The organism is Acidovorax sp. LjRoot194 (genome assembly GCF_964253015.1).
In the GTDB taxonomy this organism is placed as follows: domain Bacteria; phylum Pseudomonadota; class Gammaproteobacteria; order Burkholderiales; family Burkholderiaceae_C; genus Acidovorax.
In genome coordinates, this window is the sequence record NZ_CAXUQB020000001.1 from 1,721,993 (window position 1) to 1,738,906 (window position 16,914).

General features: G+C 67.5%; 8 protein-coding genes. 6 read left to right on the forward strand and 2 right to left on the reverse strand.

Annotated elements, in window-relative coordinates; all coding sequences use genetic code 11:
• The first annotated feature begins 222 nt into the window (after positions 1–222).
• On the forward strand, positions 223–1,689 hold the full coding sequence (locus ACSQ3N_RS07890; RefSeq protein ID WP_056161992.1) for a rhomboid family intramembrane serine protease: 1,467 nt from the start codon (positions 223–225) through the stop codon (positions 1,687–1,689).
• Here ACSQ3N_RS07890 and ACSQ3N_RS07895 read toward each other — a convergent pair.
• Both ACSQ3N_RS07895 and ACSQ3N_RS07900 read right to left on the reverse strand, forming a co-directional pair.
• Positions 1,681–3,003, reverse strand: a complete 1,323-nt coding sequence (locus ACSQ3N_RS07895; RefSeq protein WP_056161993.1) for a tetratricopeptide repeat protein — start codon at positions 3,001–3,003, stop codon at positions 1,681–1,683. The genes ACSQ3N_RS07890 and ACSQ3N_RS07895 overlap by 9 nt on opposite strands.
• 15 nt (positions 3,004–3,018) lie before the next feature.
• A complete protein-coding gene (locus ACSQ3N_RS07900; protein WP_056161995.1) occupies positions 3,019–3,558 on the reverse strand; it encodes a hypothetical protein in 540 nt (179 codons plus the stop codon).
• Positions 3,559–3,731: 173 nt separating this feature from the next.
• On the opposite strand from ACSQ3N_RS07900, the gene ACSQ3N_RS07905 reads away from it, so the two are divergent.
• From ACSQ3N_RS07905 to ACSQ3N_RS07925, 5 genes are all read left to right on the forward strand, one after another.
• Positions 3,732–9,749 (forward strand): MG2 domain-containing protein, encoded by a 6,018-nt coding sequence (locus ACSQ3N_RS07905; RefSeq protein WP_056161997.1) that lies wholly within the window; start codon positions 3,732–3,734, stop codon positions 9,747–9,749.
• A 189-nt stretch (positions 9,750–9,938) separates the two neighbouring features.
• Entirely contained in the window at positions 9,939–10,388 is a 450-nt protein-coding gene (locus tag ACSQ3N_RS07910; protein ID WP_436146011.1) for an SRPBCC domain-containing protein, read from the forward strand.
• A 150-nt stretch (positions 10,389–10,538) separates the two neighbouring features.
• Complete coding sequence (gene pbpC, locus ACSQ3N_RS07915; protein ID WP_436147931.1) at positions 10,539–12,836, forward strand: penicillin-binding protein 1C; 2,298 nt, start codon at positions 10,539–10,541, stop codon at positions 12,834–12,836.
• A 309-nt stretch (positions 12,837–13,145) separates the two neighbouring features.
• A complete protein-coding gene (locus ACSQ3N_RS07920; RefSeq protein WP_056162002.1) occupies positions 13,146–15,428 on the forward strand; it encodes a bifunctional diguanylate cyclase/phosphodiesterase in 2,283 nt (760 codons plus the stop codon).
• A gap of 284 nt (positions 15,429–15,712) precedes the next feature.
• Positions 15,713–16,885 (forward strand): alpha-hydroxy acid oxidase, encoded by a 1,173-nt coding sequence (locus ACSQ3N_RS07925; RefSeq protein ID WP_056162004.1) that lies wholly within the window; start codon positions 15,713–15,715, stop codon positions 16,883–16,885.
• Positions 16,886–16,914 lie beyond the last annotated feature (29 nt).

Genomic DNA, 16,914 nt, shown 5'->3' on the forward strand with positions numbered 1-16,914 from the left:
TCGCGGGCTTGGCTGCCTGACAGGTAGGACGCCGCCCTATCTCTCCGTCCTCGGCAGTAGGAAATGTGGTTTGTGTGTCGGGACACAGGAGCTCGCGGCTTTGCCACGCTGCGTAGCATTCCGCTGGGGCACACTCGGCGACGGCATGCGCCGCACGCGCATTGCCTGCACCGTCAGCCCTGTCTTCAGTGCACGTCGTCCGACCTTTATTCCTGTCGATCCATGTTCTACGCCATCCCCCTTGAAAGCCGGCCCACGTGGCGCAACCCCCCGTGGATGACGGTGGTGCTGATCCTCGTCAACATGCTGGTGTTCTGGGGGCCACAGCGTTCGGAAGAGAAGGCCCAGGACCGGGCGGCCCAGTTCTACCTGGCCAGCCCGCTGCCGGCGCTGGAGCTGCCGGGGTTTGTGGCTTGGCTGAAGACGACAGGATCGCCCAGAGCCAAAGCCGCCCAGGCTGCGTATGAGGCCAAGGAGCACGGGATACTGCTGCAGGCCATGGAGCAGGAGCCGGAATTCATGGCACTGCTCAAGGCAGACCGTGTTGTGGAGCCCAGCCATGCCATGCATGCGCAGTGGAAGACCCAGCGCCGCCAGTACGAAGCCCTTCAGCCACCGCCTTTCACGCACCGCTGGGCACAAAGCTACGAAAAGGATGCTGAATTTCGGCCGGTCACCTGGCTCACCGCCACCTTTTTGCACGGCAGCACGGGCCACCTTCTGGGCAACATGATCTTCCTGTTTCTCTTCGGCTTTTCGGTGGAACTTGCGTTGGGGCGTGGCACGTACCTCGCGTTCTACCTTCTGGGCGCGGTGGGTGGATCGTTGCTGGCGGGCTGGGTGTACGCGGGCAAAGGCAGCTACGGCCTCGGAGCGTCGGGCGCCGTGTCGGCCCTGATGGGAATGTACGCGGTGATGTACCGCCTGCGGCGCATCCGGTTTTTCTATCAGCTGTTCTTCTACTTCAACTACGTCACCGCGCCGGCGTTGATCCTGCTGCCCGCCTGGATCGCGAACGAGTTGCTGCAGCACTTCAGCAGCGGCGAGCCCGTGGCGTACATGGCCCACCTGGGCGGCTTGGTGGCGGGTGCACTGCTCATGGCCGCAGCCATGCGGGTGCGTCAGGTCCGGTTGCCCGAACCCGAGGCAGACCGGGCCGCCGACCCGTTCGATGCGCATGTGGCGCGTGCGCGCCGCCTGTCCGAGGCCATGCAGTTTGAAAAGGCGGCGGCCGAATGGCGCGCGGCGGCGCGACTGCGCCCGGACGACGCGGACACGCTGCGGGCCTGGTTCGGCGTCGCCCGGCTGATGCCGGCCAGCGACGGGTTTCACCGCGCCGCGCACCGCATCTTTCGCCTCAGCGCCACCGACGCCGCCACGCTGCAATTGCAGCACGCGAGCTATCAGACCTACCTGGACCAGGCCAAGCCGGGCGTCCGCCTCAAGCCCGACGACATGGCGAGGCTGGTGCGGCGCTTCGCGCGAGCGCACCACTTCCAGGATGCACAAAAACTTTGTCTGGCCCTGGTCCAGACGGCGCCGCACAACCCGGGCCTGGGCGACACCATTTCTGTGCTGGTCAATGGCCTGATGCAGGCGGGCCAGCGGGCGGAGGCGGCCGTCTGGCTACCGCATCTGCAGCGGCTCCTGCCGCAGGACGCGGTGACCCGCGCGCTGCAGTCAGGATGACGCGGCAACAGCGGTGGTGGCGGGCGCGTTGCGCAACAGCCAGCGCACTTCCTGGGTGGGTTCGCTGTCGGGGTAACGTGATTCCAGCGTCTTGAGGATCTGCTGCGCCATGTCGGCACGGCCCAGCCCCTGCACCAGGGCGCGTGCTGCCAGTTCGTAGGCCTGCGGAACGCTGTCGTGCCCGCGAAAGCGTTTGTCGAAGCCGGAGATCAACGCCAACGCGGCCCGCGCGTCCCCGGCGCGCCATTCGGCGTTGGCCAGCGCCAGGTTGGTGGGCGCATCGCCGACCACGAAGCCTGCGTCCTGTTTCCGGCAGGCCTTGTACACCTGAAGCGCCTCGGACGGCTGGCCTCGCCGCACCAGCAGGGCCATGAAGCGCTGCGCATGGTCCGTCAGCGATGCGCTCTTGTTCGCCAGCAGCAGGACGCGGTGGTACCGGCGCTGCGCAGCCAGTTCATCGGGTCGGGTGCGCTGGTCTTCGTAAGCCATGCCCAGGGCGCCGGCCACATCGCCGTCGGTAATCATCCTTGCCACCTGGGCGTCGGTCTCCTGCTGGGCGATCTGCTCAGGGGAGCGGCGGTCAGGTGCTGCACCGTCCCCGTCGTCGCCGCCGCCGGGCAGCAGGTCGACACCGAAGGCCGCGTGGTGCTGGTACATCGTGTAGCCCAGCAGGCTGGCCATGACCCAGCTGAAATAGATCAGCGCCAGATTGATCAGCGGCAGCAGAATCAGCCCGCTGAACAGCGGCAACAGCAACCCGATGGCCACCTGCGCTCCGGTCGACAGCAGGAACAGGAAGAAGCACAACAGCGCGTAGGGCCAGCCGATGATGCGGATGGTGTCCCACAGCGCGGCGGGCTTGAGCGACTCGGCGATGCTGCCGGTCTGCACCAGGAGCATGACGGTGGCGGGCAGCGTGAATGACATCACGAAGATGCCGAGGGTGGCCAGCAAGGGGCTGACGTACGACAGCCAGCCCAGCGCGAAGCCCTGCACGACCAGGATGACAAACAGCTTCCAGGGCAGGTGGGTCCACTCGTCATCGAGCTCGCGCGGAAAATCCGCAGCGCGGGAGATGCCCCGCGACCCCAGGGCAGTCACCTTGAACCCGTAGCGCGAGCTGGCCAGCATGATGCCGACCTCGATCAGCAAGATGGCCAAAAAGTCCGGCAAGAAGAACACCAGCTTGAACAGCAGGCTGCTCATCGCGAGCAGCGTGCCGTAGGTCAGGGGCTCGGTCTGCAGGGGGAAGGCAAAGAAGGTGTTGATCCGGTGCCAGAACGGACGGGGTGCGGTCGCGGCCTCGTGCTGCATGGGGACGGCCCGGCATTACTTGGAGAAGAAGTCGGATTGCGACATGCCGCGCCCACCTGCCACGCGCACCACTGTGCGCTGGTCGGACCGCAGGAGCTTCATCTGGCCCATCTCGCGCACCACCTGGTCGTTGAAGGTGCCGCTGAACTGCATCACGGTCTCTCCCATCTTGAGCAGGCTGGTGCCCTTGACCTGGGCGCTTTTGCGGCTGGGGTCGATCACGATGCTGTCGATGTGGAACTCGTACTCGATCGTCAGCACGCCGCCCATGCGGTCACCGATCCGCTCGAACATCTGCAGGCTGGTCTTGAAGGCCTCGCACTGCTGGCGCTGGTTCAGCGTGGTGCGCTGCGTCTGCCCGTTCATCACCGTCTCGTCCTGGATGATGGCCTGGGAGCTGAGCTGTTTGCACAGCAGTTCTGCATCCCGCTTGTACAAGGCGTGCGCACCGTCGTCATAGAACGCGCGCACCATTTTTTCGTCCAGCGTGCGGCCGCCGGCAAAGTAGTACCAGGCGCCCACGCACAGGGCGACCACCAAGATGATCTTTTTCACGACTCCCTCTCACTCTAATTTTGCGGCGCAGTATAGCGGCGGGTGCGCAGCGTTTTGTGCCGTTGATACGCGCCCGTGCGAACGGCTTGTTACGTTCGGTTGTCGCGTTGCGCCAGGCTGCCTGCGGCAGATCGGCTACGCTCGCGGTCGAGTCGGACGGAGAGATATCCATAATGAATTTGTTTCAAAATGCTCTGGTGCTGGTTTCTGGGGCACTCGTATCGCTGAGTGCCCAAGCCTTGCAGATCACCAGCTTTTCGCCCCAGGGCGAGGTGGCGAAGGTGCGCCAGGTCGTGGCCAAGTTCGATGCCGCGGCAGTCAACTTCGGCGACCCCAAGGCCCCGGCGCCCATCGCTTTGAGTTGCAGCGACGCCAATGCCACCAAGGGCACGGGTCGCTGGACGGGGGAGAAGGAATGGGTGTTCGACTTCGAGCGCGACCTGCCGCCCGGCGTACGCTGTACCGCTACGGTCAAGCCAGGATTCAAATCGGCCGCTGGCGCTGAATTGACGGGCGCCAAGAGCTATCAATTCAATAGCGGTGGGCCGTTCGTGCAGAACATGCGCCCTGGCTCTTACCAGGACATCGACGAAGAGCAGTTCTTCGTGCTCCAGTTCAACGGCCCCGCCACCACCGCCAGCGTGCAGGCCAATGTGTGGTGCACCGCCGAAGGCGTGGGTGAGCGCATTCCGGTGCGCATGATCGAAGGCGCGCAGCGCGCCGAAGTCCTGAAGATGCTCGGCCTGGACAAGAGCGCGGCGAAAGAGCCGCTGCAGTACGCCACGCTGGCCTGCAACCGGCGACTCACGTCGGGCTCGCGCATGCAGGTGGTGTTCGGCAAAGGCGTGGCCACACCGAGTGGTGTGGCCAACACGGTGGAAAAACGCTTCGACTACAAGGTGCGCGAGCCGTTTTCGGCGGAGTTCAGCTGCGAGCGCGAAAACGCCCAGGCCGCCTGCCTGCCGATCCGCCCCATGACGCTGTCCTTCAATGCGCCGGTGCCGCGCAAGCTGGCGTCGGCCATCCGCCTGAAGTCGGCGAAGGAAACGCTCAAGCCGCAGGCCGCCACCGACAAGGAAGAGCAGCAGGCGGACGCACTGGTCACCAGCGTGCAGTTCAGCGCACCCCTGTCTGAAAACACCGCCTTCACGCTCGAGCTGCCCAAGGATCTGAAAGATGCCTCGGGCCGCGCGCTGACCAATGCCGACAGCTTCCCGCTCAAGGTCGCCACGGGCGGCATGCCGCCGCTGGCCAAGTTTGCCGCCGCGTCTTTCGGCGTGGTGGAGCGTTTTGCCGAAGGCCCCGCATCCGACAACCCGCCCGCGCTGCTGCCGGTCACCCTGCGCAACGTGGAAGCCGCCCTGCGCGTGCAGGGCCTGCAGCCCGGCACCCCGGGTGCGGCAGCGCCCGCGGGCAAGGTGAGCACCTTCAAGCCCGGCACCGACGCCGACATCATCGCGTGGTTCCGCAAGGTCCGGCGCTATGACAACTACAACATCGAACGCAAGCAGGCGCGCCAGGACGTGACAGGCCCGCTGCCCAAGGTGCTGGACAACGACCGCGAGTATGTGCAGACCCGCATGCTGTCGCTGCTGGCCGGCAAGGGCGGCGTGAAGACGCTGGACCTGCCCAAGCCCGCCAGCACCGATGCCCGCCCGTTCGAGGTGGTGGGCATTCCGCTGTCGCCCGGCTTCCACGTGGTGGAGATCGCATCGCAAAAGCTCGGCGCATCGCTGCTGGACGACCGCCACGGCGATAGCCGCACGATGTACGTGCGCACCTCCGCGCTGGTCACCAACCTGGGCGTGCATTTCAAGCTGGGCCGCGAGAACGCCATGGCCTGGGTGACCACGCTCGACAAGGGCCATCCGGTAGAGGGCGCCAAGGTGCGTGTGTCCGACTGCCGTGGCAACGAAGTGGCCACGGGCGTCACCGACGCGCAGGGCCTGGCCCGGCTCGACGGTGTCTCGACCGACTCTCCCACCTGCAGTGAATCCGGCGGATACGGCGAAGGCGACGGCAGCCGCGGCTACTTCGTGAGCGCCCGCCACAAGGGCGCCGACGCAGTCGAGGACATGGCCTTCACCTGGAGCGACTGGCAGCGTGGCATCGAGCCCTGGCGCTTCAATGTGCCCACCAGCACCACGGCCGAGCCGGACGAACGCGCCCACACCATCTTCGACCGCACCCTGTTCCGTGCGGGCGAGACGGTGTCGATGAAGCACCTGCTACGCACCGAGACCCGCAAGGGCTTCGGCGTGCCCGCTGCGGGCCCCGACACCCTGGTCATCACCCACGTGGGCAGCGGCCAGCAATTCACCCAGCCCCTGGCCTGGCGCACCACGCCGAGCGGTGGCCTGAGCGCGCAGAACACCTTTGCCGTGCCGCCCGCCGCCAAGCTCGGCCTGTACCAGGTCGAGCTGCGCAACCAGTCCAACAACGGCCGCAGTTTCAGCTCGGGCGAGTTCCGGGTGGAAGAATTCCGCCTGCCGGTGCTCGAAGGCCGCATTGCGCCCGCCGACAAGAAGGCGCTGGTGCGTGTGCGCTCGGTGCCCACCGATGTGCAGATCAACTACGTGGCCGGCGGTGGCGCCGCCAACCTGCCGGTGCGTGTGTCGGCCATGGTGCGTGGCAAGACGCTGAACTACAGCGACTACGACGCCTTCAGCTTCAACCCGCCCCGCAAGCGCGATCAGTCGAACGCCAACAGCGACGACGAAGAAGCCACCGCCAGCCAGGATGCGCGCGTGATTGCTGACAAGCTCCCGCTCACGCTGAACAAGGACGGCGCGGGCAAGGTCACCATCGACAACGTGCCAGAGGCGCGTCAGCCGCAAGAGCTGCTGATGGAAGCCACCTACGCTGACCCCAACGGCGAAGTGCAGACCATCCGCAGCACGCAGGCCCTGTGGCCCGCGGGCGTGGTGGCCGGTATCAAGACCGAAGGCTGGGTGTCGGCCCGCCAGAAGATCCGCTTTCAGGCGCTGGCACTGCAGCACAACGGCAAGCCGGCCGCCGATACGTCGCTGCAGGTGCAGGCCATGGCGCGCATCACCACCACCACGCGCAAGCGCATGGTGGGCGGCTTCTACAGCTACGACAACCAGACCGAGACCAAGGACCTGGGCACGCTGTGCAGCGGCAAGAGCGACGCACGCGGCCTGCTGCTGTGCGAGTCCAAGCTCGACGAAGCCGGCGAGGTGGAACTGGTGGTGACGGCCACCGACAAGGACGGCAACACCAGCGTGGCCGCATCGTCGGTGTGGGTCACGCGCCAGGGCGAGCTGTGGTTTGGCGGCGAGGACCACGACCGCATCGACCTGTTGCCTGAAAAGAAGAGCTACCAGCCGGGCGAGACCGCCAAGTTCCAGGTGCGCATGCCGTTCCGCTACGCCACGGCGCTGGTGGCGGTGGAGCGCGAGGGCATCATCGACACGCAGGTGGTGCAGCTCAACGGCCAGGACCCGACCGTGAGCCTCAAGATTCAGCCTGAATGGGGCCCTAACGTCTACGTGAGTGTGCTGGCCCTGCGCGGCCGGTTGCGCGAGGTGCCCTGGTACAGCTTCTTCACCTGGGGCTTCAAGTCGCCGCGTGAGTGGTGGACGTCGTTCTGGTACGAGGGCAAGGAATACCAGGCGCCCACCGCGCTGGTGGACCTGTCCAAACCCGCGTTCCGCCTGGGCCTGGCCGAGATCCGCGTGGGCACGCAAGCCCACCAGATCGACGTGAAGGTCACGGCCGACAAGGAAAGCTACGCCGTGCGCGGCAAGGCGCAGGTCACCATCACCGCCACGCTGCCGGGCGGCAAGCCCGCCGCCAATGCCGAGGTGGCTGTGGCCGCCGTGGACCAGGCGCTGCTGGAGCTGATGCCCAATAATAGCTGGAACCTGCTCGAAGCCATGCTGCAGCGTCGCAGCTGGGGCGTGGAGACCTCCACCGCGCAGATGGAGATCATTGGCCGACGCCACTACGGCAAGAAGGCCGTGCCCGCGGGCGGCGGCGGCGGCAAGTCGCCCACGCGCGAACTGCTCGAGACGTTGCTGCTGTGGCAGCCCGCCATCGTGCTGGATGCCAACGGCCAGGCCAAGGTGACGGTGCCGCTCAACGATGCGCTCACCACCTTCAAGATCGTGGCGGTGGCCGATGCGTCCACTGGCCTGTTCGGTACCGGCAGCACCAGCATCCGCGCCACGCAGGACCTGCAGATCATCAGCGGCCTTCCGCCGCTGGTGCGCGAGGACGACCAGTTCCGCGCCCAGCTCACGCTGCGCAACACCACCAAGGCGGCGATGAAGGTCGAGGTGACCCCGCGCGCCACGCTGCTGGACTTGAAGCCGCAGACGGTGGACATACCGGCCGGCGAGGCACGCGAGGTGTCGTGGAACATCACGGCCCCCGCGCAGCTGGCACAGACCCGGTCGGAGTCCATCCTGTGGGAGATCGAGGCCAAGGACTCGGTCAGCGGTGCGCGCGATGCCCTGAAGGCAAGCCAGCGCATCATCCCGGCCGTGCCGCTCACGGTGCAGCAGGCCACGCTGGTGCAGGTAGACGGCAGCTTCAACCTGGACGTGAACCCGCCCGCCGATGCGCTGCCGGGCCGCGGCGGCCTCAAGATGTCGCTGCAGCCCAAGCTGGCCGAAGGCCTGCCCGGCGTGCGTGACTGGTGGGCCCGCTACCCGTTCGCCTGCCTGGAGCAAAAGACCAGCAAGGCCGTGGGCCTGCGCGACGGCGCGCTGTGGCAGACCGTGGTGGCGCAGCTGCCGACCTACCTGGACAGCGACGGCCTGGCCAACTACTTCCCGCCGCGCGATGGCGACGCCAACCGCGGCAGCGACACGTTGACCGCCTACGTGCTGGCCGCTACGCACGAGGCTGCGTCCGTCAACCCGGCCTTCGCCCTGCCCGACGCAGCCCGCGCACCCATGGAGCGTGGCCTGATCGCGTTTGTGGAAGGTCGCATCCAGCGCGACTTCTGGAGCCCGCGCAAGGATCTGGACATGCGCAAGGTGGCCGCGCTCGAAGCGCTGTCGCGCTACGGCAAGGCCCAGGGCCGCATGGTCAGCAGCATCACCATTGCGCCCAACCAATGGCCCACGCACACGGTGATCGACTGGGTCAACGTTTTGAAGCGCGTGGCCGATGTGCCCGAGCGCGACAAGCGCCTGGCCGAAGCGATGCAGATCCTGCGCAGCCGCCTGTCGTTCCAGGGCACCAAGCTCATCTTCAGCACCGAGCAGGATGACTACTGGTGGTGGCTGATGCAAAACGGCGACGTGAATACTGCGCGCCTGATGCTGGCCGTGATGGACGACCCGACCTGGAAGGACGACATGGGCCGCCTGGCCAACGGCTTCATCAGCCGGCAGCAGGGCGGTGCGTGGCACACCACCACGGCCAACCTGTGGGGCGGGCTGGCGCTGGAAAAATTCAGCGCCAAGTTCGAGGCCACGCCGGTGTCCGGTATCACCAAGGCTGCCATGGGCGCCAACAACGCTGCGGTGGACTGGAGCAAGGTCGAGCGCGTGAAGACCACCGACCTGACGGGCGCTGCGCACCAGACCACCTGGTTCGGTGCCCCCGCATCGGCGGGCAACCTGAAGAACAACGGCATGTTCCTGCCCTGGTCATCGGCTGCAGGCAAGGCGGGTGGCAAGGAGCAACTGGCCGTCACGCACCAGGGCCCCGGCAAGCCATGGCTCACGCTGCAGTCGGTGGCCGCCATCCAGCTGAAGGCACCCTTTGCTGCGGGGTACAGCATCACCAAGACGGTGACGCCCGTGGAGCAGGCCAACAAGGCGCTGCCGCCCGGCCAGTACACCCGCGGCGACGTGCTGCGCGTGACGCTGGAGGTGAACGCCAGCGCCGACATGACCTGGGTGGCCATCACCGACCCGATCCCGGGCGGCGCCACCATCCTGGGCAGCGGCCTGGGCCGCGACTCGGCCATCGCCACGCAGGGCGAAAAGGCGCGCACCGGCCCCGGCTGGCCCGCGTTCGAGGAGCGCAGCTTCGAGTCCTTCCGGAGCTACTACGAGTACCTGCCCAAGGGCACGGTCAAGATGGAATACACCGTGCGCCTGAACAACGTGGGCGACTTCGCGCTGCCCCCGAGCCGTGTGGAAGCTATGTACGCGCCCGAGATGTTCGGCGAGACACCGAATGCGCGGGTGAAGGTGGAGCCCGGCAAGTAAGGCCGCAGCGGGGCGGGCCCCAGGCCTGCTCCGGCCTTCCGGGACCGCCCGTCTTGGCCCTGCCTGGCGTTTGCAAATGGGCATGGGTATGGCCTGTATGCACTGCGGCGGCGAATCGGCGCGCCCCCGGTTCACCGGCATTGCCACCGGTATTCCCGGCACAATTTCCGTCCCCAAGGACCCATGACCATGACCGATGTTTCCATCAGCCCCGCGCCGTCAGGCGACCCGCTCACCGTTTCTGTAGAAGTGGGCTGCGACGCGCAGCGCGCCTGGCAGGCCTTCATCAGCCCGGCCGCCATCACCGCCTGGAACTTCGCCAGCCCCGAGTGGTGCTGCCCGCGGGCCGAGAACGACCTGCGTGTGGGCGGTGCCTTCAGCTACCGCATGGAGGCCAAGGACGGCTCCATGGGTTTCGACTTTGCCGGCACCTTCACCGAGCTGGTGCCCCACCGGCGGCTGCGCTACGCCCTGGGCGACAGCCGTGAGGTCGTGGTCGAATTCATCGACCTGCCTGGCGGCCGCACCGAGGTGCGGCAGTCGTTCACGCCCGATGCGACTTTTCCACCCGAGCAACAGCGCGCGGGCTGGCAGGCGATTCTGGAGAACTACAAGAAATTTGTGGAGCCCGGCGGCTGATGGGCATGGCGCAGACCGCTGCGTGGCAGCTGGCAGCAGTGCACCGGCCGGGCCGTATCCATGGGCTGGCCTAGGTTCGTGCCGGCCCCGCGGGTGCAGAGCGGGGCTCTGCCGGCTGTGGCGCGGCCTCTGGTCGTGCTGGCGGTGTGCATGCTGCTGGGCGCGCCACACGCCCACGCCCTGCCGTCCTACGACGAGGTGCGGGCCGACTTCAAACCGTCCGACACCATAGTGCTCTCGCGCGAGGGCGAGGTACTGCAGCGCCTGCGCACCGACACCACCGTGCGGCGCGGCCAGTGGGTGGCCCTGGCCGATGTGTCACCCGCACTGCGCACGGCGCTGGTGCTGAGCGAAGACAAGCGATTCTTCGAGCACAGCGGCGTGGACTGGCGCGCTGCGTCGGCCGCCGCCTGGGGCAACCTGTGGAACCAGCGCACCCGCGGCGCCAGCACCATCACCATGCAGTTGGCGGGCCTGCTCGACGGCGACTGGCGGCAGGGGCCGGGCGGGCGCACCGTGGTGCAAAAGCTCGGCCAGACGGTGGCCGCGCAGGTGCTGGACCGGCGCTGGCGCAAAGACCAGGTGCTGGAGGCGTATCTCAACCTCGTGCCGTTTCGCAGCGAACTGGTGGGCATCGATGCGCTCAGCCGCACGCTGTTCGGCAAAGCTGCCCACGGCCTGGACGACCGCGAGGCGGCGGTGGCGGCGGCCCTGGTGCGGGCGCCCAACGCGCGCCCCGCGCTGGTGGCCCAGCGGGCCTGCGGCGTGCTGCGCGACATGCAGGCCCAGCCGCCGCCAAGAAAGCTGCCCGCCACCGCGGGTGCCCCCGCATCGCAGGCCCAACCACCGCGTGTGGACTGCGATGCCCTCGACCTCTTCACCACCGCCGCGCTCCAGCGCCGCGCATTCGATGCCAGCGAGGGCGTGGCGCCGCATTTCGCGCGCTATCTGCTGCGCCAGCGTTTCAAGGACGGTGTGGCGGTGCCCGAGCGGGTGCAGAGCACGCTGCGCGCACCGCTGCAGCGCTTTGCTGTCAGCACCCTGCAGCAGCACCTTCGCGAACTCCGCGGGCGTAATGTGGAAGACGGCGCCGTGCTCGTGCTCGACAACGCCACGGGCGAGGTGCTGGCGTGGGTGGGCTCGTCCGGGCAACTGAGCCAGGCGAGCGAGGTCGATGGCGTGCTGGCGCTGCGCCAGCCGGGCTCCACGCTCAAGCCCTTCTTGTACGCGCAGGCCATTGCCGAGCGGCGGCTCACGGCGGCATCGCTGGTGGACGACTCGCCTGCCCACATCGCCACGGCGGGCGGTTTGTACATTCCGCAAAACTACGACCGGCAGTTCAAGGGCTGGGTGTCGGCGCGCACCGCGCTGGCCGCGTCGCTCAATGTGCCGGCGGTGCGCACGCTGGTCATGGTCACGCCCGACGCATTCCACCGGCAATTGCGCGCAGTGGGCATGCCGCTGCGCGAGAGCGGTGATTACTTCGGCTACAGCCTGGCGCTGGGCAGCCCCGAGGTGCCGCTTCTGCACCTGACCAATGCCTTTCGCACCCTGGCCAACGGCGGGCAATTGAGCCCGGTGGACCTGGCCGCGCCCGCCCGTGGCCGGCCGCCCGCCTTCATGGCGGCCATCGACGCGCGTGCCGCGTTCATCGTGGGCGACATCCTGTCGGACGGCAATTCCCGCGCGCGCACCTTCGGCACCGACAGCGTGCTGGCCACACGCTTCTGGACCGCAGTGAAAACCGGCACCAGCAAGGACATGCGCGACAACTGGGCCGTGGGCTGGTCCGAGCGCTACACCGTCGGCGTGTGGGTGGGCAACGCCAGCGGCGCCGCCATGCACGACGTGAGCGGCACCAGCGGCGCAGCGCCCATCTGGGCGACCGTGATGGGCTTCTTGCATGCGCGCGAGCCCAGCCGTGCGCCCAAGGCACCTGCAGGCGTGCTCAAGGCTGCGGTGCGGTTTGGGCCCGGGCCCGCAGCCGCAGAGGCGCGCTCCGCCCAGCCCCTGGAGGCCGCGCGCGAGGAGTGGTTCTTGCAGGGCACGCAGCAACCCCTGTTTGCTATTGATTCAGTAGCTGCTGGCGCCGATGTAGCAAGCGGTAGGGCCACAAAAGACTCCAAACATGCCGCGCGGAAGCTGCCCGATGCCCCGCCCGGCGCGCCAGCGCGCATCACCGCCCCGGCCAGCGGCACCATCATCGCGCTGGACCCGGACATCCCGCCCGCCCGCCAGCGCCTGCAGTTCGCTGCCACGGGCGACGGCCTGCTGTGGCGCATGGACGGAAAACCCCTGGGCCAGGGTCCGCGCGTGGCCTGGCTGCCCTGGCCGGGCCGGCATGTGGTGCAGATCACCGATGCCAAGGGCCAGGTGCTGGACGAGATCCGCCTGGAGGTCCGCGGCGCGGGTGTGGCGGCCACGCCGCCCCGGGGCTCTGCGAATTGACGGCGCCTGGCGCGGCAGCTACGGTGTGACTGACCGCACCAGGGGCTTTGCTGGAGCGCCTTGGCGGTATCGGGTTGAAGCCCGGCGACCAGCGTGGCGCGTCGACTGACCGCACAGGGCGGCCCTGCAAGGTCACTGTGCAGGATGACCGTGCGGGAGCCCGTGGATAGCTGGTCCGGTGGTCAGAGGGTCGATGGTCAGAGGGTCCGATGGGGCGGGTGGCCGGCGTGGCAGCAATGCCATGCAACACCTGGTGGCATGTCAGCCAGCCGACAACGCCCCCCACTAGAATGGTTACCAAATATTTCTATGCCGTTCCTGCGCCAGTTCTTCTCCCACCGCCTTATCTGGTTGGCGCTGCTGTTGTCGCTGGGGATTGGTGCCCTGTTCGCCCGCACGATCTGGACGATCCGCACCGACGAGTGGAACTACGCCAGCCAGACCAACAGCAATCTGGTGCACACCCTGGAGCAGGGGCTCAGCTGGTCGCTCGACTCCATCGACAAGTCATTGGAGGGCGTGGCCCGCGAGGTGGCACGCAGCGATGTGTGGGCCCTGCCGCCCGACCTGCGCAACCGCGTCATTTTTGACAATTCGCTGCGGGCGCGCGGCGCGGGCGACGTGTTCGTGCTGGATGCCACGGGCAGCATCGTGCTCGACTCGGGCGCCAGCACACTGCGCCGCGCCAGCCTGGCGGACCGCGACTACTTCCAGGCCTTCGCCAAGGACGGGCACCAGGGGCTTTTTATCGGCAAGCCGGTGCCTTCGCGCGTGACCGGGCTGAACGTGCTGCCCATGGCCCGCGCGTACCGCCACCCGGACGGCAGCTTTGCCGGCGTCGTGGTCGGGGCCGTGCGCCTGAGTTACTTCAATGAACTCTTCGGCTCGCTCGACCTGGGTGCCAACAGCGGGATCAATCTGTTTCGCCACGACGGAGTGGTCATCTCCCGGTATCCGTACGGCGATTCGGACGTCGGCAAGACCATTGCGGGATCGCCCAACCTGGAGCGCTTTCAGCGCGAGGGCAGTGGCGCGTTCGTGGGCGTGGCAGCCCTGGACGGGGTCGAGCGCCTGTATGCCTTCCGGCAGGTGGGCTCCTACCCGCTCATCATCAATGTGGCGCAGGCGACCGAAACGGTGCTGGCCAAGTGGTACCGCAGCGCGACCGTGCTGGGCGGTTTCGCGCTGCTGCTCATGCTCGCCTGCGTGGCCCTGGCCGCCATGTTCGTGCGCGAACTCACGCTGCGCCAGCAGGTGTCGGCCCAACTGCGCGAGGCCGAGCACCATCTGCGCACCATCCTCGATAACCTGCCGTCGGCTATCAGCTACTGGGACAGGGGCCTGCACAACCTGTTTGCCAACCAGGTGTACTTCGAGTGGTTCGGCGTGATGCCCGACAAACTGCGCGGTCAGCACGTGAGCCAGTTGCTGGGCCCCGATGTCTATGCGCAGAACCTGCCTTTCATGGAGCACGCGCTGGCGGGAGAGCCCCAGTTGTTCGAGCGCGCGCTGGTGGACGCGCGCGGCCAGGTGCTCCATGCCCTGGTGTCCTACCTGCCCGACGAGGTCGATGGCCAAGTGCGCGGATTCTTCGTACAAGCCACCGACATCACCGAGCGCAAGCGCATGGAGGATGAGCTTTTTGCCGAGAAGGAGCGCGTGCGCCTGACCCTGCAATCCATCGGCGATGCCGTGGTCTGCGCCGACGGGCAGGGCGCTGTCACCTACCTCAACCCTGTCGCCGAGCGCCTGACCGGCTGGCAGGCGTTTGACGCAGCGGGCCGCCGCATCGACGAAGTGGTGGTGCTGCGCAGCCCGCACAACGATGCCGTGCTGGCCAGCTCACTGCTGGCAGCCATCCAGAGCGGCGAGGGCGCCGATTCGGTGCGCGGCGTGATCGTGCACCGCACCAGCGGCCAACGGTTCCAGGTCGAGAAAACCTCCAGCCCGATCACCGACCGCCACGGCCAAGTCACCGGCGCCGTGGCCGTGCTGCGCGATGTGACCGAGGCCGTCGTCATGGCCGAACGCATGGCCCACCTGGCCCAGTACGACGCGCTGACCGACCTGCCCAATCGCGTGCTGTTGCAAGACCGCGCGCAAATGGCCATCACCCAGGCGCGGCGCGACGGCAAATGCCTGGCCGTCATGTACCTGGACCTGGACGGCTTCAAGGCCGTGAACGACAGCCTGGGCCACGACGTGGGCGACCTGCTGCTCGTGCAGTTCGCCCAGCGCCTCAAAGCCGCGGTGCGCGCGTCCGACACCGTGTGCCGCCAGGGCGGCGACGAGTTCGTGGTGCTGCTGCCCGGCCTGGAGGGCGTGGAGCCCGCCTGCGGCGTGGCCCGCAAGATCCTGGCATCGTGCGATGCCCCCTTCGAGCTGGCCGGCCGCATGCTGCCCATGGGCCTGAGCGGCGGCATCGCGCTGTACCCGCAGCACGGCGACACGTTCGACGCTTTGTCCCGCCACGCCGACAGCGCCATGTACGCCGCCAAGCGCGGCGGGCGCATGCGCTTCATGCTGTACCGCGGGCCTGACGCGGAGCCCGAGGTGGTGCAGGTGGACCCAGTCATAGGCCAGGACGCGTGATCGCCGCGGGCACCGCTTCGCTGGCGTTGCGCGTGGGCATGAACCAGCGCATGGGCATCCAATGCAGTTGCTATTAAATATGTAGCTGACGGCGCCCGCCCAGTGCGCGGTAGGGCTCTGAAAAGCCTGAAGTTCCACGACGGGTGCTGCGCGCACGCACCATCGGCGATGGAAATTTGTTGCAGCCCCGCGCAAATAATTTTGATGGCCGCGCCGCGCGCAACTGCCTACCATCCGGCGAGGCTTTAAAAACCGTTCAACGTCTTTTTGCTCTGGAGTGCCGCGTGCCTGACCTGTCCAAAATCACCAGCATCGAAGACCTGCGCGTCGTCGCCAAGCGCCGCGTGCCGCGCATGTTTTACGACTACGCCGATTCAGGCTCTTACACGGAAGGCACGTACCGCGCCAACACGCAGGACTTCCAGTCCATCAAGCTGCGCCAGCGCGTGGCGGTGAACATGGCGGGCCGCAGCACCCGCACCACCATGATCGGCCAGGACGTGGCCATGCCTGTGGCGATAGCGCCCACCGGCCTCACCGGCATGCAGCACGCCGACGGCGAGATCCTGGGCGCGCGCGCTGCCAAGGCCTTCGGCATTCCGTTCACGCTGTCGACCATGAGCATCTGCTCCATCGAAGACGTGGCCGAGCACACGGGCCGCCACCCGTTCTGGTTTCAGCTGTACGTGATGCGCGACCGCGACTTCATCGAGCGCCTGATCGACCGCGCCAAGGCGGCCAACTGCTCGGCGCTGCAGCTCACGCTGGACCTGCAGATCCTGGGCCAGCGCCACAAGGACATCAAGAACGGCCTGTCCACGCCGCCCAAGCCCACCATCGCCAACATGCTCAACCTGGCCACCAAGCCGCACTGGTGCCTGGGCATGCTGGGCACCAAGCGCCGCACCTTTGGCAACATCGTGGGCCACGCCAAGGGCGTGGGCGATTTGTCATCGCTGTCGTCCTGGACGGCCGAGCAGTTCGACCCGCAGCTCAACTGGGGCGATGTGGAGTGGATCAAAAAGCGCTGGGGCGGCAAGCTGATCCTCAAGGGCATCATGGATGCCGAAGACGCCCGCCTGGCCGTCAACAGCGGGGCCGATGCGCTCATCGTCAGCAACCACGGCGGCCGCCAGCTCGACGGCGCGCCATCGTCCATCGCCGCGCTGCCCGGCATTGCCGAAGCGGTGCGCCAGGCGGGCGGCGGCATCGAGGTGTGGATGGACGGCGGCATCCGCAGCGGCCAGGACGTGCTGAAGGCCCGCGCGCTGGGCGCACAGGGCACGCTGATCGGGCGGAGTTTCCTGTATGGGCTGGGGGCCTATGGCGAAGCGGGGGTGACGCGTGCGCTGCAGATCATTCAGCGGGAGCTGGATATCACGATGGCGTTTTGTGGGCACACCAACATCAACACGGTGGACCGGTCGATTTTGTTGCCGGGCACATACCCGGTGTGAAGGCCCGGGCGGGAGCCACGGCTGCAGCA